Origin of the sequence: Nocardia sp. CA-119907 (assembly GCF_050955995.1) — a bacterium.
GTDB lineage: Bacteria > Actinomycetota > Actinomycetes > Mycobacteriales > Mycobacteriaceae > Nocardia.
The window spans coordinates 2,483,567-2,505,949 of record NZ_CP192091.1; the positions used below are offsets into that span (position 1 = coordinate 2,483,567).

Consider the following 22,383-nt stretch of genomic DNA (forward strand, 5'->3'; position numbering starts at 1 on the left):
GGCGGTCGCGGTGACCGGACCGCTGGCCGCTGCGACGAGTGCGGCCGATAACCGTGCGGCGCTGCGTGCCGGGTTGGCCTCCGGGCGGATCCAGCGCTGGTCCGGGGCATTCAATCCGCTCGTGGCCAAGCTGATTCAGCAGCTCGGCTTCGAGGGCGTCTATGTCTCCGGGCGGTGGTTTCGGCCGAACTCGTGCTCCCGGATATCGGGCTGACCACGCTCACCGAGGTGACCGCGCGCGGCCAGCAGATCGCGCGGGTGACCGATCTGCCGGTGCTGATCGATGCCGATACCGGATTCGGCGAGCCGATGAATGCCGCGCGCACGGTGACCCTGTTGGAAGGTGCCGGGTTGGCTGGCTGCCATATCGAGGATCAGGTGAATCCCAAGCGCTGCGGTCATCTCGACGGCAAGGCGGTGGTGCCGGTTGCCGAGATGGTTCGCCGCTTGCGCGCCGCGGTCGCGGCTCGGTGTGACCCGAACTTCGTCGTCTGCGCGCGCACCGATGCGCGAGGGACCGAAGGGCTGGCCGCGGCGATCGACCGGGCCAGGGCATATGCCGATGCCGGTGCGGATCTGATCTTCACCGAGGCGCTGGCCGATGCCGACGAATTCGCGAAGTTCCGTGCGGCGGTCGATATTCCGTTGCTCGCGAATATGACCGAGTTCGGCAAGTCGGAATTGCTGTCCGCGCGCACGCTGGCCGATCTCGGCTATAACGCCGTTATCTATCCGGTAACCACCTTGCGCTTGGCGATGTACGCGGTCGAGCGGGGTCTACGTGAAATCGCCGACACCGGAACGCAATCCGGGCTGGTTGGGCAGCTGCAGCGCCGGGCGCGGCTCTACGAATTATTGGAGTACCAGCAGTACAACGACTTCGATTCCGGAGTTTTCAATTTCACCGTGAGCGAGTGACCATGACCGATATCAAGAAGGGCTTGGCCGGGGTGGTGGTCGATACCACCAGCATCTCCAAGGTGGTGCCCGAGACCAATTCGCTGATCTATCGCGGCTATGCGGTGCAGGATCTGGCGCGGCACTGCGGTTTCGAGGAGGTCGCGTATCTGCTGTGGTACGGCGAACTGCCCGATGCCGCCCAGCTCCAACTGCTGTGCCAGCGGGAACGGGCACAGCGGCGCGTGGATCGGTCGATCCTGTCGCTGATCGAGAAGCTGCCGGACAACTGTCATCCGATGGATGTGGTCCGGACGGTGGTCGGCTATCTCGGTGCACAGGATCCGGATCTCGATGCCGCGCAAGATGATCGGGCGCTCCTGGCGAAGTCGTTGCGACTGACCGCGGCGCTGCCCACGGTGATCGCCGCTGATATGCGCCGCCGCCGTGGGCTGGATCCTATTGCGCCACACGCACAGCTGGGCTTCGCGGAGAACTTCCTGAATATGTGCTTCGGCAAGGTGCCGGATCCGCGCATCGTGCGCGCCTTCGAGATTTCGCTGATCCTCTACGCGGAGCACAGTTTCAACGCATCCACGTTCGTCGCGCGGGTGGTCACTTCGACTCGCTCGGATATGTACAGCGCGATCACCGCGGCGATCGGCGCGCTCGAGGGTCCACTGCACGGTGGTGCCAATGAGGCCGTCATGCACATGATGCTGGAGATCGGTGAGCCCGAGCGCCGCGGAGTGGTTGCGCGGCAAGCTATCCGCTGGACAGAAGGTGATGGGGTTCGGGCATCGCGTCTATAAGAACGGCGACTCGCGGGTGCCGACAATGCGCGATGCCCTTGCTCGAGTGGCCGAGGTGACCGGCGACCAGCGCTGGCTGCGCATGTATACCGCATTGGAGCAGGCCATGGCCGCGGCCACCGGCATCCAGCCCAATCTCGACTTCCCCGCCGGTCCCGCCTATTACCTGATGGGCTTCGACATCGACATGTTCACGCCCATCTTCGTGATGAGTCGCATTACCGGGTGGACCGCCCACATTATCGAGCAGTCCGCCGCCAATGCCCTTATCCGTCCGCTGTCGGAATACGTCGGGGTGCCGCAGCGCGAACTGCTGGCCTCGGGGGCGGCGCACTGACTCGACGGATGATCGCGCCGAAGCTCTCCTCGACCAAGCGATTGTTTGGTGTAATCGGTGAGATCGAATCGACCGATGTGCCCATCGCATCGGCGCAAGGAAGCGAGCGAACCGTATGCCGAGTCCCGACGATATCGTCACCGCCATGTGCCGCAGCTGGGCCGATCCCGACCCGGACCAGATCAGCGCCTTCTTCGCCGAAGACGCCGTCTACCACAACATTCCGATGGAGCCGATCCACGGCCGCGCCGCCATCCGCGAGTTCATCGCCGGATTCCTCAGCACCTTCGAATCCATCGACTTCGATATCCATCACCAGGTCGCCACCGGCAATATCGTCATGAACGAGCGCACCGACACCCTGCGCGGCCTCGGCAAAGACACCCCGCTGCCGGTAATGGGTGTCTTCGAAGTCGCCGACGGCGCCATCACCGCCTGGCGCGACTACTTCGATATGGCCGCCATCAACCGAGCCTTCGGCGCCGACGACGCATCCGAGTAGCGGCCCCGCCGGGTGTCCGCTCTGGAAGATCTTTGGGGAATCGGGAACCAAACCGGTCGGGCGTGCGTCGAACAGTGCATCGGGGGTGATATCTGATGGCGACGTATGAGGAGGGGTTACCTATGGATCGTTGCTCGGGATGTCATACGGGTTGGCGACGGGGATTGGGCGCTCGGTCGCGGATGCGGCCGATTGTGCGCAATGGTGAGGTTTGTGACAGGTATCCGCCCCGCCGTCGGTTGCGGCCGTTTCCTGGGGCCGAATCACATTGATACCTAGGGTATTTCGTTGATAGTGCGGGTGGTCGCGGTCGACCGCGACCGTGGCCGATACGCCCGCCCTCCTCGCGCACGGGGAGGGCGGGCGCTGTTCAGCTATGCCGAGATATTCAGCGCACCGCGGCCGCGGCGGCGACCAGATTGCGCAGGGACGCCTCGACCTCGACCGGCCCGCGGGTCTTCAGCCCGCAGTCCGGATTGACCCAGAGTCGTTCGGCGGGAACGGCTTTCAACGCCGCGCGCAGCGAAGCGGTGATCTCCTCCACACTCGGCACCCGGGGCGAGTGAATGTCGTACACACCGGGTCCGACGCCGAGATCGAAGCCACGTGCGTTGAGGTCGTCGAGCACTTCCATATGCGAACGCGCCGCCTCGATCGAGGTCACATCGGCATCCAGTCCGGCGATCGCATCGATGACCTCGCCGAACTCCGAATAGCACAGATGGGTGTGGATCTGGGTGGCATCCGATACCCCTGAGGTTGCCAACCGGAACGCCCCGACCGACCACTCCAGGTACTCGCCCTGGTCGGCCGCCCGCAACGGCAACAACTCCCGCAGTGCGGGCTCGTCGACCTGAATGATTCGAATGCCGGCGGCCTGCAGATCGATCGTCTCGTCCCGGATCGCCAATGCCACCTGGCGTGCCGAATCCGCCAATGGCTGATCGTCGCGCACGAACGACCAGGCCAGAATCGTCACTGGACCGGTGAGCATGCCCTTGACCGGCTTATCGGTGAGCGATTGCGCGTAGCCGATCCAGTCGACGGTCATCGGCGCGGGTCGGGCCACATCGCCGAACAGGATCGGCGGCCGCACGCAGCGGGTGCCGTAGGACTGCACCCAGCCCGCTTCGGTGGCGGCGAATCCGTCGAGCTGTTCGGCGAAGTACTGCACCATGTCATTGCGTTCCGGCTCGCCGTGCACCAGCACGTCGAGTCCCAATTTCTCCTGTAGCGCAATGACATCGGCGATCTGCGAGCGCATTTGTCGCACGTACTCGGCCGCATCGATCTCGCCCTTGCGCAGTGCCGCCCGCGCCAGCCGGATCGCCGAGGTCTGCGGGTACGAACCGATCGTCGTGGTCGGCAATGACGGCAGCCGCAGCCGTTCGGCCTGCAGCGCCCGTCGCTGCGTCGCGGGGGCCCGCCGGGTGGCATCCGGACCGAGGGCCGCCAAGCGCGCCCGGACCTGCGGATTGTCCAGCCTCGGATCTGTGCGCCTGGTGTCGAGGGCCGAACGGGCGGCGGCCAATTCGGCGGTGATCGCCTCGGGCCCCGCGCTCAGTGCGGTCGCGAGCGAACGCACCTCGGCGACCTTCTCCGCACCGAATGCCAGCCACGAGCGCAACCGCTCGTCGAGGCCGGTTTCGGGCGCCAGCGCATAGGGCACGTGCAGCAGTGAGCAGGAACTCGACACCGCAACGGATTTCGCGCAACCCAGCAGTGTGCCGAGTGTCGCCAGGGCCCGATCCAAGTCGGCCCGCCAGACATTTCGGCCGTCGACCACGCCGGCGACCAGCAGCTTGTTCGCGAGCGCTGGTGCTCCAGCCACCTCGGAGAGATCGGTAGCAGTGGTGAAATCCACTGCGATGCCTTCGATTTCGGTCTCGGACAGGGCGGTCGAGGCCGGGCCGGGACTGCCGAAATAGGTGGCCACAAGCAGCGCCGGACGATCCGCCGCGGCCGACAGTTCGGCATAGGTGCGCTGTAGCAGGTCGATCTCGTCGGCGGTCAGATCGGTGACCACCACCGGCTCATCGAATTGCACCCATTCCGCGCCCGCGACGGCCAGCAGTCGCAGCAGCTCACGGTAGAGCGGTACCAACTCGTCGAGGCGATCCAGTGCGGTGCCTCCGGTTGCCTTCGCCAGCTTCAGGAAGGTGATCGGGCCGACCACCACCGGCCGCGCGGGCACCCCGAGTGCGAGCGCATCCCGCAGTTCATCCAGCACCTTCGACGGGTGCAGCGAGAAGGTGGTCTCCGGGCCGATCTCGGGCACCAGATAGTGGTAGTTGGTATCGAACCATTTGGTCATTTCCAGCGGCTCGACCGTATCGGTGCCGCGCGCGGCGGCGAAATAGCGATCCAGCGGATCGGCGATTCCGGCCACCCGGGGCGGCAGCGCTCCGAGCAGGACAGCGGTATCGAGCACCTGGTCGTAATAGGAGAAGGTGCCGACCGGAATGGCGTCGAGTCCGGCCGAATGCAATTCGGTCAGCTGGTTGCGCCGCAGGTCGCGTGCGATCGCGTGCAATTGCTCGGCGTCGATGCGCCCGGCCCAGTAGGACTCGGTGGCGCGCTTGAGCTCACGGTGCGGCCCCACCCGCGGGAGACCGAGAACCGTTGCGGTGAACGGGTTATGCGAAACAGTCACGAATTTCTCCAGTGCCGAGATCGAAGACCATCGCCCTACGAGCTCACGGAGACCAAGTGACGTGCCGGAAATCCAACGACTGGAAAACCAACCATGGAGCCCGACAGGTAGCACTGGTGGTCCGCGCGCCCAATCCACGAGGCGGTGGCCGTCGGATACGGCGTATCCGACACGGCTGGCAGGTCTTCGGACTTGCGGGCACGGGCCTTCTGGCCGACCCCTTACGGGGCTCACCTACTGGCCGTCGCTTCCCGGGTGGTTGCCCAGTGCTGATGACGGCGGTCGTTCCTGCATACCGCTGCGGGACAGTCCCGGATTCTCACCGGGTTCCCTCTCGTCCGCACACCGATATTTCGGCGGGCGAACTCGACTCCGTTGACGCGACGTCGGGGCTCCATCTCGTCTGCGCACGGCGAACCAGCTGCAACACCCAGCATAGGCGGGCGCGCAACCGGGTTCGATGGGGTACCTGTGATCATGATGCGTACTGCCCAGCCGACCACCGCGGAGCGAGTCTGACGAGCGACATTCGCGGCCCGTCTCGCGTCCCAGTCGTCGAAGCGCATGCGCCGCAGGCGAGTCTCAACCGCTGGCCAGGCATACCTCCAGCGCCGAACTGCCCGCCCTCAGATGACCACCACGAAGCGAGTCTTACGAGTGACCGTTCGCGGCCCGTCTCGCGTCCGAGTCGTCGAAGCGCATGCGACGCAGTCGCGAGTCTCGACGACTCGGACGCGAGACAAAAGGGGGCCGCGAACCCGCCGCGCCGCAGGCGCGGCAAATTCAACACAGTATGTGTCGGCTGCATGAACAGAACTTCGCAAGGCTGCTAGGTTTGGTTGTGAAGATTCCTGCGAATGGGACTTCCCTGTCAGGGCTGCATTCCGGGCCGGGTACCTTAGGTCAATGTTCTCGAAAGTCTTGGTTGCCAACCGCGGCGAGATCGCGATCCGTGCCTTCCGTGCGGCCTACGAACTCGGCATCGGAACCGTCGCGGTATTCCCGTACGAGGATCGCAATTCGGTCCACCGGTTGAAGGCCGCCGAGTCTTACCAGATCGGCGAGCAGGGTCACCCTGTTCGGGCGTATCTGTCGATCGAGGCGATCGTCGAGGCGGCCAAGTCCGCCGGAGCCGACGCGATCTACCCGGGTTACGGCTTCCTGTCGGAGAACCCGGACCTCGCGGCGGCTTGTGCGCGCGAGGGCATTACCTTCATCGGCCCGTCCGCGGCGGTACTCGAACTCGCGGGTAATAAGGCCCGCGCGATCGAGGCGGCCAAGGCGGCCGGGCTGCCGGTGCTGCGTTCGAGCGCGCCGTCGGCCGATGTCGAGGAGCTGCTGGCCGCGGCGCGGGAGCTGGAGTACCCGATCTTCGTCAAGGCGGTCGCGGGCGGTGGTGGTCGTGGTATGCGGCGGGTCGCGGATCCGGCGCAGTTGCGCGATTCGATCGAGGCCGCCTCTCGCGAGGCGGAGTCGGCGTTCGGCGATCCGACGGTGTTCCTGGAACAGGCCGTGGTGAATCCGCGCCATATCGAGGTGCAGATCTTGGCCGACCAGCACGGCAATGTCATGCATCTGTTCGAGCGTGACTGTTCGGTGCAGCGTCGCCATCAGAAGGTGATCGAGCTGGCCCCGGCGCCCAATCTGGATCCGGCTCTGCGCGAGCGCATCTGCAATGACGCGGTCGCCTTCGCCCGTCAGATCGGCTATAGCTGTGCTGGCACTGTCGAATTCCTGCTCGACGAGCGCGGCAACCACGTTTTCATCGAGATGAATCCGCGTATCCAGGTCGAGCACACGGTGACCGAGGAGATCACCGATGTCGACCTGGTGCAGTCCCAGCTGCGCATCGCGGCGGGGGAGAGTCTGGAACAGCTCGGCCTGAGCCAGGAGAAGGTCACCATTCGCGGTGCTGCCCTGCAGTGCCGGATCACCACCGAGGACCCGGCCAATGGTTTCCGCCCCGATACCGGCCGTATCACCGCCTACCGCACCCCGGGCGGTGCGGGCATCCGCCTCGACGGCGGCGCGAATCTGGGCGCGGAGATCGGCGCCTACTTCGACTCGATGCTGGTCAAGCTGACCTGCCGCGGCCGAGATCTGCCCGCGGCGGTGGCCAGGGCCAGCCGCGCGCTCGCGGAGTTCCGCATCCGCGGCGTCACCACGAATATTCCGTTCCTGCTGGCGGTGCTCGACGATCCGGACTTCAAGGCGGGCCGGGTCACCACCTCGTTCATCGATGAGCGCCCGCAGCTGCTGACCCTGCGCGGCTCGGCCGACCGCGGCACCAAGATCCTGAACTACCTGGCCGATATCACCGTGAACAAGCCGCATGGTGAGCGCCCGACCACGGTGTACCCGCACGATAAGCTGCCCGCCATCGATCTGAGCGTGCCCCCGCCGGACGGTTCCCGGCAACGGCTGCTGCGCCTGGGCCCCGAGGGTTTCGCCCAAGCGTTGCGTGCGCAGAAGGCGGTCGGGCTCACCGACACCACCTTCCGCGACGCGCACCAGTCACTGTTGGCCACGCGGGTGCGTACCAACGGTCTGCTCGGGGTGGCCGGACATGTCGCACGCCTGACACCGGAACTGCTCTCGATCGAGGCGTGGGGCGGCGCGACTTACGATGTGGCGCTGCGCTTCCTGTACGAGGATCCCTGGGAGCGGCTGGCGGCGTTGCGTGAGGCGATCCCGAACATCTGCCTGCAGATGCTGCTGCGCGGCCGCAATACCGTCGGCTACACGCCCTATCCCGAGCAGGTGACGCGCGCGTTCGTCTCGGAGGCCACCGCGACCGGCATCGACATCTTCCGCATCTTCGACGCGCTCAACAATGTCGACCAGATGCGTCCGGCCATCGATGCGGTGCGCGAAACCGGTACGGCCGTAGCGGAAGTCGCGATGAGCTACACCGGCGACCTGAGCAACCCGGACGAGACGCTCTACACCCTCGACTACTACCTGAAGCTGGCCGAGCAGATCGTCGACGCGGGCGCGCATGTGCTCGCCATCAAGGATATGGCGGGTCTGCTGCGCGCCCCCGCGGCGGCGACACTCGTTACCGCGCTGCGCAGTAACTTCGATCTGCCGGTCCACGTGCACACCCACGACACCCCCGGCGGTCAGCTCGCGACCTATCTGGCCGCCTGGCACGCCGGTGCCGACGCGGTCGACGGCGCGAGCGCCGCAATGGCCGGAACCACCAGCCAGCCTGCGCTTTCCGCGATCGTCGCGGCGGCGGCGCACAGTGAATTCGATACCGGCCTGAACCTGCAGAACGTGTGCGATCTGGAGCCGTACTGGGAGGCGCTGCGAAAGGTGTACGCGCCCTTCGAATCCGGGCTGCCCGCGCCGACCGGGCGGGTATACACCCACGAAATCCCCGGTGGTCAGCTGTCGAATCTGCGTCAGCAGGCCATCGCGCTCGGTCTCGGTGACCGTTTCGAAGAGGTCGAGGCGAAATACGCCGCGGCGGACCGACTGCTGGGCCGCTTGGTCAAGGTCACCCCGTCCTCGAAGGTGGTCGGCGACCTCGCACTCGCACTGGTCGGCACCGGTGTCGACATCGAGAGTTTCGCCGCCGATCCGGGCCGCTACGACATCCCGGATTCGGTAGTCGGTTTCCTGCGTGGCGAACTCGGTACCCCGGCCGGTGGCTGGCCCGAACCGTTCCGCAGTCGCGCACTGGCCGGGCGCGGTCCGGCCAAACCGGAGACGCCGCTGACCGCCGAGGACGAAGCCGGACTCAACGGAACCTCCGAACAGCGCCGCGCCACCCTCAACCGGCTGCTCTTCCCCGCCCCGACAGCCGAATTCAACGCTCACCGGGAGAAGTACGGCGACACCATGGGCCTGTCGGCCAACCAGTTCTTCTACGGTCTGCGCCGCGGTGAGGAACACCGCGTGCAACTGGAGAAGGGTGTCACCCTGCTGATCGGCTTGGAGGCCATCTCCGAACCCGACGAGCGCGGTATGCGCACGGTCATGTGCATCATGAACGGCCAGCTGCGCCCGGTCGCGGTGCGCGACCGCTCCGTCGCCAGCGATATCCCGGCCGCGGAGAAGGCGGATAAGAACAACGCGGGCCACATCGCCGCGCCCTTCGCCGGTGTGGTCACTTTGGCTGTGTCCGAAGGCGATTCGATCGCGGCGGGCGACATCATCGGCACCATCGAGGCGATGAAGATGGAGGCCGCGATCACCGCACCACGCGCCGGCATCGTCGGCCGGGTCGCGATCGGCAAGGTGCAGCAGGTCGAAGGTGGTGACCTGCTGGTCGAACTGACCGTGCGCGAGTCCGCGGCCGAATGACCCGAATCGTCGCGGGCACCGCGGGCGGGCGGCGACTGCGCGTCCCGCCCGCCGGTACCCGGCCCACCTCCGATCGGGTGCGCGAGGCGCTGTTCAGCGCGCTCGACGCCCGCATCGATTTCGACGGCGTTCGGGTGCTGGACCTGTACGCCGGATCCGGCGCGCTCGGTCTGGAGGCGCTCTCGCGCGGCGCCACCAGTGCCCTGCTCATCGAATCCGATCGCAAGGCCGCGGCGATCGTGCGCGGCAATATCGCCGATCTCGGGCTGCCCGGCGCCGAACTCCGCATCGGGGCCGTCGCCAGCGTCCTGGCCGGTGGCGGTGCGGGGGCCTACGACGTGGTCTTCTCCGATCCGCCCTACGACGTGGACACCGCGGCGGTTACCGCGGACCTGCGCGCCTTGGTCGAGCACGGCTGGCTGGCGCCCGGCGCATTCATCGCCGTGGAGCGATCCAGCCGCTCACCCGAGATCGTCTGGCCCGCAGGCTATATCCCGGCGAAGCCACGCAAATATGGCGAAACCCGCATCGAACTAGCCGAATTCGCCCCGGAGTAACTCCGTCGTCGCGGCATCCGAGGTGGCCATCGCAGCTCCTGATACCGTCTGTCCATGGCAGGAGCGATGTGCCCGGGCTCGTTCGACCCGGTGACCAATGGACATATCGACGTCTTCGCCCGGGCTGCGGCGCAGTTCGACGAGGTCGTGGTGACCGTCAGCGTCAATCCCAAGAAGCAGGGCATGTTCAGCGTCGAGGAGCGCATGGAGATGCTGCGCGAGGCCACCGCGCACCTGCCCAATGTGCGGGTGGAGTCCTGGCAGGGCCTGCTCGTCGATTTCGCCAAGCAGGAGGGCCTCACCGCGATCGTCAAGGGTCTGCGCGATGCCACCGATTTCGGCTACGAACTGCAGATGGCCCAGATGAACAAGAAGCTCTCCGGCGTGGACACCTTCTTCATCGCCACCAACCCGGCCTTCAGCTACCTGTCCAGCTCACTGGTCAAGGAGGTGGCGGCCTACGGCGGTGATGTCACCGATATGCTCCCGCCCGCCGTTCACAAACGCCTGCTCGATCGCCTGGCAGAACGGAAAGGCTGACCCAGCAACGAAATCCGCCCCGGTTCCGAGGAACCGGGGCGGATTCGTGTCGGCTGTTGGACGAATTGTCAGAAGACCAGGCCGCGCAGGGCGAGGAAGCGCATGCCGCCGACCGCGGCGGTAATGGCGAGGATGGCAGTGGCCTGGAACGTATCGCCCATGCCGGGGGTCCACACCTCGAGCGCGGCCAGCGCGGCGGTGGTGATGCCGAGCCCGACCAGCGCGAGCCCGCCGCCCTCCCACTGTGCGGTGAACCAGCCGACCCGGCCCGCCGCGTGGAAGGTGAGCTGACGGTGCAGTTCATTGGCGATCACGGTGCTCACGATCGAGCCGGCGATATTGGCGACCAGTGGGCCGACGCCGTGCATCGCGAAGAACAACAGCACATAGGCAACATTGCTGGAACCGCCGACCAGGGCGAAGCGGATCAACTGGGCGAGTGCCCGATCGCCACGCAGGTACTGCATGAGCTGCGCGAACCGAACCGCCGTCGCAATACGCAGGACCGGGTACGGCCCCGCCCACGGCGTGTACAAACTGCTCGTCGGCAGTGCCGCCGTCCGCGGTAGTTCCAGTACGGTCATTGTCTTTCCGATCCCACACGAGCCTTCGGTACGGATAACCGCGATGGTCATCGCAACCTTCCCACCGACTTTCGAGACGTTCCTCACGTATTGCATGTTCAGTATGTACTGAACAATCAGAACGAGTCAATCATCGAAGTGAAGGAATCCGCCCGGTTGGCCTCCTCTATCCCCACAGTCCCGGTCGGGGCCTGCGATCCACTTAAGAAGATCTTGCTCTGACCTTCTGGATAAATGTAACACCAAGTGGAGACGGATCCTCCACTTGTTTTTGTGGCGTACGAGACACCCGCACGACACACCGATGGATGACTCGGCACGAGCCGTGACGAGGGGCACACTGGGCCTCGGCGGAAATTTCGCCGTAGGTCTGCAGGAGAGTGGGGTAAGAGCATGTATCGCGTATTCGAAGCACTCGACGAGCTGGTCGCCATTGTCGAGGAAGCGCGCGGCATCCCGCCGACCCGCAGCTGCATCGTGCCGCGCGGCGATGTGCTCGAACTGCTCGACGATGTGCGCGATGCGCTGCCCGGTGAACTCGACGACGCCCAGGACGTGCTCGATCATCGCGACAAGATCGTCTCCGATGCCCGTTCCGCCGCCGAGACCACGGTGACCACCGCGAACGAACAGGCGGAGCAGACCGTCGGATCGGCCCGCGAGGAGGCCGACCGGATTCTCGCCGACGCCAAGGCGCACGCCGACCGGATGGTGGCCGAGGCCAGCGCGCACGCCGATCATCTCGTCAACACCGCCCAGACCGAGGCCGACCGCATTGTCGCCGACGGCAATGCCGAATTCGAGGCCGTCACCGGCCGGGCGCGCGTCGAATCCGAGCGGATGATCGAGGCGGGCAAGGCCTCCTATGGCCGCTCGGTCGCCGAGGGTGAGGCCGAGCGTGATCGACTGGTCACGCAGACCGAGGTGGTGCGTGCCGCCCACGCCGAATCGGCCCGGCTCATCGATGGGGCGCATGAAGAGGTCGATCGGCTGCGCGACGAGTGTGATCACTATGTCGACAGCAGGCTCGCCGACTTCGAAGAGAACCTCAACGCCACCCTGCGGACCGTCCGCGGCGGGCGTCATCAATTGCGTTCCGGTGCTGGCGCTCCGGACTACGCGGCCGACTATCGCCGCTGATATCCAGGGCCGATTCGGCATGACTCAGACGGTTTGGGCGGACACCGTGCTCTCGCGTATTGTGGAGTGGTTGCCCATCTCCCCTCGAATGTGAAGTGAGTTCGTGATGTCCGCCGGTTCCGGTTCCGCGTCGCGTCATCGTACGGCCTCGCACCGTATGCCGGACGCGGGTTTCGTGCTGGATGTCATCAGCCTGGGCCGTCGCCCCGGCACGATGAAAGAGCTGCACCGGGTGGTCACCGCCGATGAGCGGATCGGGCTGGATCTGATCGCCATTCCGGCGGGCGCCGAGGTGGACCTCGATCTGCGGTTGCAGGCGGTATCCGAAGGTGTGCTCGTCACCGGGGCGGTCGCCGCGCCGACGGAGGGGGAGTGCTCGCGCTGCCTCGAACCGTTCACCGGCGCGGTGGAGATCCACCTCACCGAACTGTTCGCCTATCCGGACAGCACCACCGAGCAGACCACCGAGGACGACGAGATCTACCGCATGGTGGACGACAAGATCGACCTGGAACAGGTGATCACGGACCAGATCGGCCTGGAGCTGCCGCTGCAGCCGCTGTGCGCTCCGGACTGTGCGGGTCTGTGTCCGGAATGTGGTGTCCGGATGGCGATTGCGGGTTCCGACCACCGGCATGAGATACTTGACCCTCGCTGGGCCGGATTGGCGAAGTTCGCCACCGAGTCGCCCGGCAATGGCAGCCCCGATGCGGGTGCCGACCCAGACGTTTAGACCAGACCAGTAAGACCGTGCTGCCTAACTGGCGAGCAATAGGACAAGAGGAGAAGTAGTCGTGGCCGTTCCCAAGCGCCGGATGTCCCGTTCCAACACCAGGTCGCGGCGCAGCCAGTGGAAGGCCACCGCGCCGACCCTGATCACGTGCCCGAACCGCGCCTGCGGCGAGAAGACCCTGCCGCACATCGCGTGCCCCTCCTGCGGCACCTACAAGGGCCGCCAGGTCACCGCTGCTGTCTGATCGTTCGACCTGTCGTATCGACGTGACCGCCAGCAAGGACGAACCCGGCCCGTCCGGTGAACATGCGAGCCTACTCGCGGCGCTCGGCGTCGACGTGCGGGCCGATCTGCTGCGGCTGGCGCTGACGCACCGGTCGTACGCATACGAGAACGGCGGGCTGCCGACCAACGAGCGTCTGGAATTCCTAGGCGACTCGGTCCTCGGCCTGAGCATCACCGAGCGGCTCTACCACGAGCACCCGGACAAGTCCGAGGGCGAACTGGCCAAGCTGCGGGCGAGCGTGGTGAATATGCACGCGCTCGCCGAGGTGGCGCGCGGGCTCGGCGAAGGCGGGCTCGGCGTGCACCTGCTGCTCGGTAAGGGCGAAGAGCTCACCGGCGGCCGGGACAAGCCGAGCATTCTCGCCGATGGCATGGAGTCACTGCTCGGCGCGGTGCATCTCGAGCACGGTATCGATGTCGCGCGTGAAGTGGTGCTGCGGCTGTTCGCCGACCTGCTCGAGCGCGGCCCCAGAATGGGCGCGGGACTCGACTGGAAAACCAGTCTGCAGGAGCTCACCGCCGAGCGCGGTCTCGGTGTGCCCAGCTACGAGATCACCTCGACAGGTCCCGACCACGACAAGGAATTCACCGCGACCACCGTGATCGGCGGTCGTCCGTACGGTCAGGGCATCGGCCGCTCCAAGAAGGAAGCCGAGCAGAAGGCCGCGGGCGCCGCCTATCAGTCGCTGACCGACGAAGTCTGACGTGCCCGAACTTCCCGAGGTCGAGGTCGTCCGGCGCGGACTCGCCGAACATGTCGTCGGGAGGGTCATCGAATCCGTCACGGTGACCCATCCCAGATCGGTGCGCCGCCATCTGGAAGGCGCCGACGATCTCACGGCTCGGATGAAGGGTCTGCGGGTCGCGGCTGCCGAGCGTCGTGGCAAATACCTGTGGCTCACCTTCGACGAACCCGACACCTCGCTGGTGGTCCATCTCGGGATGAGCGGGCAGATGCTGGTGCAGCCTGCCGATGCTCCCGTGGAGAAGCACGCGCATATCCTGGCGACCCTCGACGACGGTGGCCAGTTGCGCTTCGTCGACCAGCGCACCTTCGGTGGGTGGGCGCTCGCGCCATTGGTCGAGGTGGACGGCACCTTGGTGCCCGAGCCGGTCGCACATATCGCGCGGGATCCGCTCGATCCGCGCTATGACGGCGAAGTCGTGGTGGCCGCGCTGCGCGCCAAACGGACCGAGATCAAGCGCGTCCTGCTGGACCAGACAGTGATCTCCGGTGTCGGCAATATCTACGCCGACGAATCGTTGTGGCGGGCGAAAATCCACGGCAATCGGCTGGCGTCCGGCTTGACGAGGCCCGCCGTGCGCACCCTGCTCACCGAGGTCGGCGCCGTGATGGGGGAGGCGCTTGCCGCGGGTGGCACCTCGTTCGACGCGCTGTATGTCAATGTCAACGGCCAATCGGGCTACTTCGAACGCGCGCTCGCGGTTTACGGCCGCGAAGACGAACCCTGTCGCCGCTGTGGTGCGCCCATCCTGCGGGAGAAGTTCATGAATCGTTCCTCCTACTCCTGCCCGCGCTGCCAGCCGAAGGCCCGCCGCCGGTCGCATTAGCGAGCTACCGTTCTTCTAGGCGGTTCGGAAACCAGACCGGCCGTGGAGGAAGGACAAATGCGCAAACTCACCTATTACGTCGCTTCGACTATCGATGGGTTCATCGCTACCGAGGAAGGGTCGGTCGACTTCTTTCCGGTCGGTGGCGATCACGGCCCGGCGATCACCGCGCAGTACCCCGAGACCTTGCCGACGAAGGTCCGGGAGGCCCTCGGCATCGATAAGCGCAACCGCTACTTCGACACCGTGCTGATGGGTCGCAAGACCCATGATTTCGGTGTTCGCACCGGGACCTCGAGCCCGTATGCGCATCTGCGCCAGTTCGTGGTGTCGACGACACTGCCGGAGAGCCCGGATCCTTCGGTCGAGCTGATCTCGGCCGATCCGCTGACGAAGGTGCAAGAGCTGAAGCGGGAAAACGGACTCGGGATCTGGCTCTGCGGCGGCGGGGAACTGGCGCAGGTGTTGCTGCCGGAGATCGATCAGATCTTCCTGAAGCTGTATCCGGTTGTACTCGGCCGTGGCCGTTCGCTGTTCGGTTCCTGTTCGCGACTGCCGGAGGCGGCCAGGTTCCGGGTGATCACCAGCCGGGTATTCGAGGACGGGGTGGCCTTCGTCAAGTACAGCAGGATTCGATAACCGCTGTGGTGCAAGACGATTCGGTCGTCGTGCCGGATCCGGGCAATGGTCCGGGTCCGGTGGAGGCGCTGCGCGAGATCGGCTTCTGGCTCGAACGTGGACGGGCGCAATCACATCGGGTGAAGGCCTACCGGCGCGCCGCCGATATCGTGGCGGGCATGCCCGAGGACGAGCGCGCGACCCATCGCGCGGCGCGCAGCTGGCGCGAGCTCGCGGGCATCGGGCCGAAGACCGCCGCCGTCATCGAACAGGCGTATTCCGGTGCGGTACCGGAGTATCTGACCGAATTGCGCAAGGCCGCGCAGCCGATCGGCGCACCGGGGAAGTCGCTGCGGGCTCAGTTGCGCGGTGATCTGCATACGCATTCCGATTGGTCCGATGGCGGCAGTCCGATCGCGGAGATGATGGGCGTCGCCGCCGCGCTCGGCCACGAATACTGTGCGCTGACCGATCATTCGCCGCGACTCACCGTCGCGAACGGACTTTCCGCCGACCGATTGCGGCGGCAGCTGGATGTGGTCGCGGAGCTGAACGAGCGGATGGCGCCGTTTCGAATCCTCACCGGGATCGAGGTGGACATCCTCGATGACGGAACCCTGGATCAGCGGGGAGATCTGCTCGCCGAGCTGGATATCGTTGTCGCCAGCGTACATTCGCATCTGCGCGCCGATAGCGAGACCATGACCAAGCGGATGGTGTACGCGGTCGCGAATCCGAATGTGGATGTGCTCGGGCATTGCACCGGTCGATTGATCACGGGCGAGCGGGGTACGCGGCCGGAGTCGACTTTCGATGCCGAGGTGGTCTTCGAGGCGTGCCGGAGTTACGGCACCGCCGTGGAGATCAACAGCCGTCCGGAACGTCTCGACCCACCGTCGCGGTTGCTGCGGCTGGCCGATGAGATGGGGTGCTATTTCTCGATCGACACCGATGCGCACGCTCCCGGCCAATTGGATTGGCAGGGATATGGTTGCGAGCGGGCCGTCGCGAATGGGGTTGCGGCGGAACGGGTTATCAATACTTGGCCGGTGGAGAAGCTGCTGGCATGGACGGAGTCGGCGACCGCGGACCTGGTTTGATCGCGGCCGCGACAGTCGGCGCTGGCGCATCGAGATAGCCGACACCTGATCGTGCGGCCGGGTTGGCCGCCGAGTTAACTGTTGCCGAACAATCGTGCGGTATTCGGGATCAGGCCGGATGACGCCCGAAAATGGTTGGCATATAGATCTCTTGGGGGTGGCTGCACTGGTGGGCGGATTTCCGATCGAAATCGTGCTTGCGCTCATCGGTATCGTGGTGCCGATCATCGCCTTCCTTTGGGAGTTCGTCTTCGTCGGACGCAAGGAACTCGGCTATCGCGTGCAGATGGATACGCCGGTCACCGGTGAGATCGAATCGGTCTTTCCGGGGGTGCTGCCCCAGTTGCGTCCGGAACACGATGGGGTGAGTCCGCCGCTGAAGGATCTGTCGGTGGTGCTGGTCCGCATCGAAAACAGTGGTGCGACACCGATCGACACGCACGACTACCAGGCGCCCGAGGCGGGCCGGGTCGGCTTGCATCTGAACTTTCCGCAGCGCCGGGTCATCGGTATGGCGGTGACCGAGCTCAGCGATCCGGGGCTGGCCGATTCGCTGGACCGCGATTCGGGCATCGCGGTCCGCGAGGATACGGTCGGGCATATCGGTGCCATTGATCTGCCGAGAGTGCCGCTGAATCGCGCCGATCACTACAAGATCCTGGCGATCCTGCAGCGCTCGGAGGGTGCGGGGGAGTATCCGGCGCCGGTGCTGCGCGGTGGCATCAAGGGTGGGCGGATCATCGAAACCCAGAGTCGCACCGGTATTTCGCGAGTGATAGTGGCACTCGTGGCCTTTCTGGTCGCGGTGATCGTCGTCCAGCTGGTCGTATCCGCGGTGGAGCCCGATCCGACGCCATTGGATTGCGCCGCTGGCAAACTCACGCTGGTCGGCTCTTCGGCCTTCGAACCCGTCATTCGAGATGCGGCGGCAACGTACGGGAAGCGCTGCACCGGAGCGGAATTCGCCTTCGGATTCGAGGGCACCGAACGCGGCCTGGACCGGCTCGCCGAGGAGGGTAAGGCCGATCACGATCTGCTGGCGATCAGCGACGGCCCGAAGGGTGACGGCTATCAACCGCTGCTGGATCGTCCGCTCGCGCTGTCGCTGTTCACCGTGATAGTGCACAAGGACGTCGGCATCACCGGTCTGACCGTGGCGCAGATCCAGGATCTGTACCAGGGCCGGATCACCAACTGGCGTGAACTCGGCGGTCCCGACCTGGCCGTCGTGCTGGTCAATCGGATACCGGGATCTGGCACCCGAAATACGTTGGAGCGCAGGGTACTCGGTGGTCCACAGCCGGATCGCCCGCATGTGAGCTGTGTCGCGATCAAGGATTCGTTGCCTCCGGCGGCCAAATATTGCGATGTGCAGGTCACCAAGGATATGCAGAAGGCGGTCAGCGACATTCCGGGCGCCATCGGCTACAGCGAGTTCTCCGAGGCGGTGAAATCCGGTGCCAAGACCCTGGCCATCGGCGGCGTGACCGCCGACCGCGATGCCGCCGTCAACCGCACCTACCCGTTCTGGGGCGTCGAATACGCCTACAGCTATGGCGAACTCCCCGGCGATTCGCTCGGCGCGAGCTTCCTGCACTTCCTCACCGATCTCACGGGTAAGGATGTGCTGCGCGAGCACGGCAATGAGCCGTGCGGTGAGCTGCCGGATCGCGGTCGCTGTCTGCCGACCTCGTGACGTTGTCACACATTCGGCGGCCATCTCGTCTAGCTCTGGTAAGCGATATCGAGAGAGGACGACCTATATGTCACGCATGCAGCTCGCCGAGGTGGCACCGGAGATCTATCAGGCCTGGTTCGCCGCCGAACAAGCCATCCGCCGCGGACCGCTGGACCCGGTCGTGCGGGAACTGGTCAAGATTCGCGTCTCCCAGATCAACGGCTGTCTGTTCTGCATCGATATGCACACCACCGACGCGCGGATGGCGGGGGAGACCGAACAGCGGATCTATTACCTCAATGCCTGGCGCGAATCGGTGAAATTCACCGAGGCCGAACGGGCCGCGCTCGCCTACGCCGAGGCGGTCACGACGCTGGGCGAGCACGGGGTCGGCGATGAGATCTGGGCCGAGGTCGAGAAGAACTTCGATGAGGGTGCGCGGGCCGGTCTGGTCGCGGTCACCGCGATGATCAACCTGTGGAACCGGATCGGCGTGCCGCTGCGCATGCAGCCCGCAGCCGTCTGATCATTTTGTCGGTGGCGCAAGCCAGAATGGGCGCCATGACGGAACTATCGCGGCGGCAGCTCAACCGCACACTGCTGGTGCGCCAGATGCTGGTGGAACGGGTCGAGCTGACCCCGTTCGAACTCGTCCGGCATCTGGTCGCCGTGCAGGGGCAGGAGCCGAACTGGCCGTATGTCGGGCTGTGGACGCGGCTGAACGGGTTCCGGCACGGCGATCTCGTCGCACTGCTGCGCGATCGAAAGCTGGTGCGCTCCACCATGATCCGTCGCACCGTCCATCTCGCCGACGCCGAGGACTTCCGCTGGTTGCGCCCGACCGTGCGGCCGATGGTACATGCGGTCCTGCAGGCCCCGTACTACCGCGACGAGATCGAGGGCATCGATCTCGACGAGCTCGCCGCTGCGGGCCGGGAGCTGTTGTCCGGTCGGGAAATGTCGCGTGCGCAGCTGGGAAAGCTACTCGCCGAACGCTTTCCGGATCGTCACACCCGCAGACTGGCGGAGTCGGTGGAGGCGATGGTTCCGATGGTGCACGGTCCGGACACGGGGGCCTGGGGTGCGTGGCGCAATCGGTCCGTCACGATCAATATCGCCGAGGAGTGGATCGGCGCACCCATGGCCGAGGCGCAACCCGAGACGCTGATCCTGCGCTATCTGGCGGCCTTCGGTCCGGCGAGCGTGGCCGATGTGCAGGCATGGGCCGGTGTCACCAAACTGGCCGGGGTGATGGACGGCCTGCGCCCGCGCCTGCGCGTCTTTCGCGATGAGTTCGGCAAGGAGCTCTTCGACCTGCCCGGCGCACCACTGGCGGACGGGAATCTCGAAGTGCCCGTGCGCTTTCTGCCCGCCTTCGATAACGCGCTGCTCGGCCACAGGGACCGCCGACGGGTGATCGGTGACGAGGACCGCAACCGGATCGCCAAGGTGGCTTCGGCCGGTGTGCCGATGTATCTGGTCGACGGATTCGTGCACGGCCGCTGGTCGCTGGACGGCGATACCGTGCGCATCCAGCCATGGCATGCGCTCTCGGCCGCGGACGAGGACGCGGTACGCGCCGAGGCGGAGCACCTGCTCGGCTTCATCGCGCCGGCGGCCGCCGGAAAGGTGGTGATCGATGCCTGAGCAGTCGGTCGATGGCATGGTCGGTCGACTGAAGACTTCCTCGAATCGATCGAGTCTCGCGGCCCTCGACGTGGCCGTCCCTGACAAGATCTTTGTGGGACGCCTCCCGATTTTTTACGAAATCAATACGGTTGCTGGCACGGCCGTACCCATCCTGCGGTCTTAGGCTGGCCCATCGTGGCTTCACCGATCGACCTCGTCAAACGTCTCGTTCTGGGGCGACCGTTCCGGAGTGACAGGCTCGGTGAAACGCTTTTGCCGAATCGGCTCGCGCTGCCGATCTTCGCCAGCGACCCACTGTCCTCGGTGGCGTATGCGACTCAGGAAATCCTGCTCATTCTCACCCTCGGCGGGCTGGCATATCTGCATGTGGCGCCGTGGGTCGCCGGTGCGGTGATCGTGCTGCTGGCCGTAGTCGTGCTGTCCTATCGCCAGGTGGTGCAGGCCTACCCGTCCGGCGGTGGTTCCTATGAGGTGGTCGCCAAGAATCTGGGCGCGGTGCCGGGCCTGGTGGTTGCCGCGGCATTGCTTGTCGACTACGTGATGACGGTGGCGGTGTCGGTTGCCGCAGGCGTGGACAACATCATTTCCGCGGTGCCCGATCTGAATGCGCACCGGGTCGCGATCAATATCGGATTCATCGCCTTTCTGACCGCGATGAATCTGCGCGGGGTGCGGGAATCCGGGCGGGCGTTCGCGGTGCCGACCTATGCGTTCGTGGTCGGGGTCATGGTCATGGTTGTCGTCGGACTCGGCCAGACCGCGCTCGGGCGCACGCCGGTCGCCGAGAGCGCGCACTACGAAATCCACGCCGAACAATTCGGACTCGGCGCGGCCGGGTTGGCCTTCCTTGTCCTGCGCGCCTTTTCGTCCGGCTGTACGGCGCTGACCGGCGCGGAGGCCATCTCCAACGGGGTACCCGCATTTCGTAAGCCCAAGGCGCTCAACGCCGCCCGCACGATGACCGCGATGGGTGTCATCTCGATCGCCATGTTCGGTGGTGTCACCGTACTCGCGATGATCACCCACACCAGGGTTGCCGAAAACACCTGCGATCTTGTCGGATTTCCGGGCGACTGCAATACCGATCCGCAACGCACCGTGATCGCGCAGATCGCCGCGGCGGTATTCGGCGGCAACAGTATTCCGTTCTACTTCCTGATGGTGACGACCGCACTGATCCTGATCCTCGCGGCGAACACCGCCTACAACGGCTTCCCACTGCTGAATTCGATTCTGGCGCAACACAGGTACATGCCGCGGCAGTTGCACACCCGCGGAGACCGCCTGGCCTTCTCCAATGGCATCATCCTGCTCGCGGTCATCGCGGGCGTGCTCATCTACGCCTTCGACGGTTCGGCGACCCGCCTGATCCAGCTCTATATTGTCGGCGTCTTCACCTCGTTCACACTGTGTCAGGCCGGTATGGTCCGGCACTGGAACCGCGAACTGGCCACCGCGACAACATCGTCGGAGAAGTTGCGCATCCATCGCGGACGCCTGATCAACGCGTTCGGCGCCTGCTTCACCGGCGTCGTGCTGGTCGTCGTCATGATCACCAAGTTCTCCCACGGCGCATACCTGGTCGTCTTCGCGATGCCGATCCTGGTGGTGCTGATGTATTCGATCCATCGCCACTACACCGCCGTGCGTGCCGAACTCGATGTCGATGACGAGTCGGAGACCCTGCCGGCCCGGGTGCACGCCCTGGTATTGGTATCGGGCTGGCACAAGGCAACTCGGCGCGCAGTTCAGTTCGCGCGCGCCACCAGGCCGGACACCATCACGGCGATCACCGTCAACGTCGATGACGCCGATACCCGTCAGCTGCACCAGGATTGGGAACGCCACGATGTCGCCATACCGCTCAAGGTGATCGAATCGCCGTATCGCGAAATCACCCGTCCGGTCATCGATTACATCAAGCGGATGCGCAAATCCCAACCGCGCGACGTGATCAGCATCTTCATCCCCGAGTATGTGGTCGGGCACTGGTGGGAGAACCTGCTGCACAACCAGAGCTCACTGCGGTTGAAGGCCCGCCTGCTCTTCGAGCCGGGCGTGATGGTGACCAGTGTGCCCTGGCAGCTTCGTTCCTCGGCCGCCCGAGCCGTGCCGCGCACCGAGCACAGCCCCGGCGAGGTCCGGCGCGGCATCGCGGATACGGTCGTACGCTGACCCGATGCCTTCCGGCCGCGCTACCATTTCGATATATGTCGAGACCGTGCAAGGCCCCTTGATTTCGAGGGCGGTCAGCGCGGTCTGAAATCTCACTATGTAAGATTTCGTACCAACTGCGTGGTTTGAAGGGGTCGCGATGAGGTACGTCTTGGTGCGGCCCCCCTGTTCACGCCGATCGGTGTGACCAGGCCAACCGAGCCCTGAAGGACGGCGGTGCAGGCTTTGTCTCCACCTCC

At 65.4% G+C, this 22,383-nt stretch carries 17 protein-coding genes, 2 pseudogenes and 1 riboswitch; of the genes and pseudogenes, 17 read left to right on the plus strand and 2 right to left on the minus strand.

Going from position 1 to position 22,383, the window contains the following annotated elements:
- Window positions 1-10: 10 nt before the first annotated feature.
- The 3 genes and pseudogenes from prpB to ACQP2D_RS11150 all read left to right on the plus strand — a co-directional run bounded on the left by prpB (window position 11) and on the right by ACQP2D_RS11150 (window position 2,548).
- A pseudogene (gene prpB, locus ACQP2D_RS11140) lies at window positions 11-918 on the plus strand (methylisocitrate lyase).
- Window positions 919-920: 2 nt separating this feature from the next.
- Window positions 921-2,046 (plus strand): annotated as a pseudogene (locus ACQP2D_RS11145) (bifunctional 2-methylcitrate synthase/citrate synthase).
- 115 nt (window positions 2,047-2,161) lie between these two features.
- Complete coding sequence (locus tag ACQP2D_RS11150) at window positions 2,162-2,548, plus strand: nuclear transport factor 2 family protein (protein ID WP_433683637.1); 387 nt, start codon at window positions 2,162-2,164, stop codon at window positions 2,546-2,548.
- Between the two features lie 388 nt (window positions 2,549-2,936).
- On the opposite strand, the gene metE is transcribed toward ACQP2D_RS11150, so the two are convergent.
- Window positions 2,937-5,201: a 5-methyltetrahydropteroyltriglutamate--homocysteine S-methyltransferase gene (metE, locus tag ACQP2D_RS11155; RefSeq protein ID WP_433683638.1), complete on the minus strand. Its 2,265-nt coding sequence runs from the start codon at window positions 5,199-5,201 to the stop codon at window positions 2,937-2,939.
- Between the two features lie 160 nt (window positions 5,202-5,361).
- A riboswitch (cobalamin riboswitch) is annotated at window positions 5,362-5,587 on the minus strand.
- A 520-nt stretch (window positions 5,588-6,107) separates the two neighbouring features.
- Here metE and ACQP2D_RS11160 point away from each other — a divergent pair.
- From ACQP2D_RS11160 to coaD, 3 genes are read left to right on the plus strand one after another with little or no spacing between them, the layout of a single operon-like run.
- Window positions 6,108-9,512: a pyruvate carboxylase gene (locus ACQP2D_RS11160; RefSeq protein WP_433683639.1), complete on the plus strand. Its 3,405-nt coding sequence runs from the start codon at window positions 6,108-6,110 to the stop codon at window positions 9,510-9,512.
- Entirely contained in the window at window positions 9,509-10,069 is a 561-nt protein-coding gene (gene rsmD / locus ACQP2D_RS11165) for a 16S rRNA (guanine(966)-N(2))-methyltransferase RsmD (protein WP_433683640.1), read from the plus strand. The genes ACQP2D_RS11160 and rsmD overlap by 4 nt, the downstream gene beginning before the upstream one ends.
- Before the next feature lie 54 nt (window positions 10,070-10,123).
- Window positions 10,124-10,609, plus strand: a complete 486-nt coding sequence (gene coaD, locus ACQP2D_RS11170) for a pantetheine-phosphate adenylyltransferase (protein ID WP_433683641.1) — start codon at window positions 10,124-10,126, stop codon at window positions 10,607-10,609.
- A 68-nt stretch (window positions 10,610-10,677) separates the two neighbouring features.
- Here the strand turns inward: coaD and ACQP2D_RS11175 are convergent, their stop codons facing one another.
- Complete coding sequence (locus tag ACQP2D_RS11175; RefSeq protein ID WP_433683642.1) at window positions 10,678-11,193, minus strand: GtrA family protein; 516 nt, start codon at window positions 11,191-11,193, stop codon at window positions 10,678-10,680.
- 393 nt (window positions 11,194-11,586) lie between these two features.
- Here ACQP2D_RS11175 and ACQP2D_RS11180 point away from each other — a divergent pair, with 393 nt between their 5' ends.
- The 11 genes from ACQP2D_RS11180 (at window position 11,587) to ACQP2D_RS11230 (ending at window position 22,144) form a co-directional block, all read left to right on the plus strand.
- On the plus strand, window positions 11,587-12,333 hold the full coding sequence (locus ACQP2D_RS11180) for a DivIVA domain-containing protein (RefSeq protein WP_433683643.1): 747 nt from the start codon (window positions 11,587-11,589) through the stop codon (window positions 12,331-12,333).
- Window positions 12,334-12,439: 106 nt separating this feature from the next.
- Window positions 12,440-13,066 (plus strand): YceD family protein, encoded by a 627-nt coding sequence (locus ACQP2D_RS11185; protein ID WP_433683644.1) that lies wholly within the window; start codon window positions 12,440-12,442, stop codon window positions 13,064-13,066.
- A gap of 61 nt (window positions 13,067-13,127) precedes the next feature.
- A complete protein-coding gene (gene rpmF, locus ACQP2D_RS11190) occupies window positions 13,128-13,310 on the plus strand; it encodes a 50S ribosomal protein L32 (protein ID WP_014987105.1) in 183 nt (60 codons plus the stop codon).
- A 22-nt stretch (window positions 13,311-13,332) separates the two neighbouring features.
- Entirely contained in the window at window positions 13,333-14,055 is a 723-nt protein-coding gene (rnc, locus tag ACQP2D_RS11195) for a ribonuclease III (protein WP_433683645.1), read from the plus strand.
- A gap of 1 nt (window position 14,056) precedes the next feature.
- Window positions 14,057-14,923 (plus strand): bifunctional DNA-formamidopyrimidine glycosylase/DNA-(apurinic or apyrimidinic site) lyase, encoded by an 867-nt coding sequence (mutM, locus tag ACQP2D_RS11200; RefSeq protein ID WP_433683646.1) that lies wholly within the window; start codon window positions 14,057-14,059, stop codon window positions 14,921-14,923.
- Window positions 14,924-14,980: 57 nt separating this feature from the next.
- Entirely contained in the window at window positions 14,981-15,562 is a 582-nt protein-coding gene (locus ACQP2D_RS11205; protein ID WP_433683647.1) for a dihydrofolate reductase family protein, read from the plus strand.
- Between the two features lie 5 nt (window positions 15,563-15,567).
- Window positions 15,568-16,641: a PHP domain-containing protein gene (locus tag ACQP2D_RS11210; RefSeq protein ID WP_433683648.1), complete on the plus strand. Its 1,074-nt coding sequence runs from the start codon at window positions 15,568-15,570 to the stop codon at window positions 16,639-16,641.
- Between the two features lie 118 nt (window positions 16,642-16,759).
- Window positions 16,760-18,337 (plus strand): PstS family phosphate ABC transporter substrate-binding protein, encoded by a 1,578-nt coding sequence (locus ACQP2D_RS11215; protein ID WP_433683649.1) that lies wholly within the window; start codon window positions 16,760-16,762, stop codon window positions 18,335-18,337.
- Window positions 18,338-18,404: 67 nt separating this feature from the next.
- Window positions 18,405-18,845, plus strand: a complete 441-nt coding sequence (locus tag ACQP2D_RS11220) for a carboxymuconolactone decarboxylase family protein (RefSeq protein ID WP_433683650.1) — start codon at window positions 18,405-18,407, stop codon at window positions 18,843-18,845.
- A gap of 35 nt (window positions 18,846-18,880) precedes the next feature.
- On the plus strand, window positions 18,881-19,966 hold the full coding sequence (locus ACQP2D_RS11225; RefSeq protein WP_433683651.1) for a winged helix DNA-binding domain-containing protein: 1,086 nt from the start codon (window positions 18,881-18,883) through the stop codon (window positions 19,964-19,966).
- Between the two features lie 177 nt (window positions 19,967-20,143).
- A complete protein-coding gene (locus tag ACQP2D_RS11230; RefSeq protein WP_433683652.1) occupies window positions 20,144-22,144 on the plus strand; it encodes an APC family permease in 2,001 nt (666 codons plus the stop codon).
- Window positions 22,145-22,383 lie beyond the last annotated feature (239 nt).

Excerpts from the sequence above, each read along its gene's own strand:
- ACQP2D_RS11225 (WP_433683651.1), top strand. The coding sequence starts at position 18,881 with ATGACGGAACTATCGCGGCGGCAGCTCAACCGCACACTGCTGGTGCGC.
- ACQP2D_RS11150 (WP_433683637.1), top strand. The coding sequence starts at position 2,162 with ATGCCGAGTCCCGACGATATCGTCACCGCCATGTGCCGCAGCTGGGCC.
- ACQP2D_RS11205 (WP_433683647.1), top strand. The coding sequence starts at position 14,981 with ATGCGCAAACTCACCTATTACGTCGCTTCGACTATCGATGGGTTCATC.
- rsmD (WP_433683640.1), top strand. The coding sequence starts at position 9,509 with ATGACCCGAATCGTCGCGGGCACCGCGGGCGGGCGGCGACTGCGCGTC.
- ACQP2D_RS11215 (WP_433683649.1), top strand. The coding sequence starts at position 16,760 with ATGACGCCCGAAAATGGTTGGCATATAGATCTCTTGGGGGTGGCTGCA.
- ACQP2D_RS11160 (WP_433683639.1), top strand. The coding sequence starts at position 6,108 with ATGTTCTCGAAAGTCTTGGTTGCCAACCGCGGCGAGATCGCGATCCGT.
- ACQP2D_RS11220 (WP_433683650.1), top strand. The coding sequence starts at position 18,405 with ATGTCACGCATGCAGCTCGCCGAGGTGGCACCGGAGATCTATCAGGCC.
- ACQP2D_RS11175 (WP_433683642.1), bottom strand. The coding sequence starts at position 11,193 with ATGACCGTACTGGAACTACCGCGGACGGCGGCACTGCCGACGAGCAGT.
- ACQP2D_RS11185 (WP_433683644.1), top strand. The coding sequence starts at position 12,440 with ATGTCCGCCGGTTCCGGTTCCGCGTCGCGTCATCGTACGGCCTCGCAC.
- ACQP2D_RS11180 (WP_433683643.1), top strand. The coding sequence starts at position 11,587 with ATGTATCGCGTATTCGAAGCACTCGACGAGCTGGTCGCCATTGTCGAG.
- coaD (WP_433683641.1), top strand. The coding sequence starts at position 10,124 with ATGGCAGGAGCGATGTGCCCGGGCTCGTTCGACCCGGTGACCAATGGA.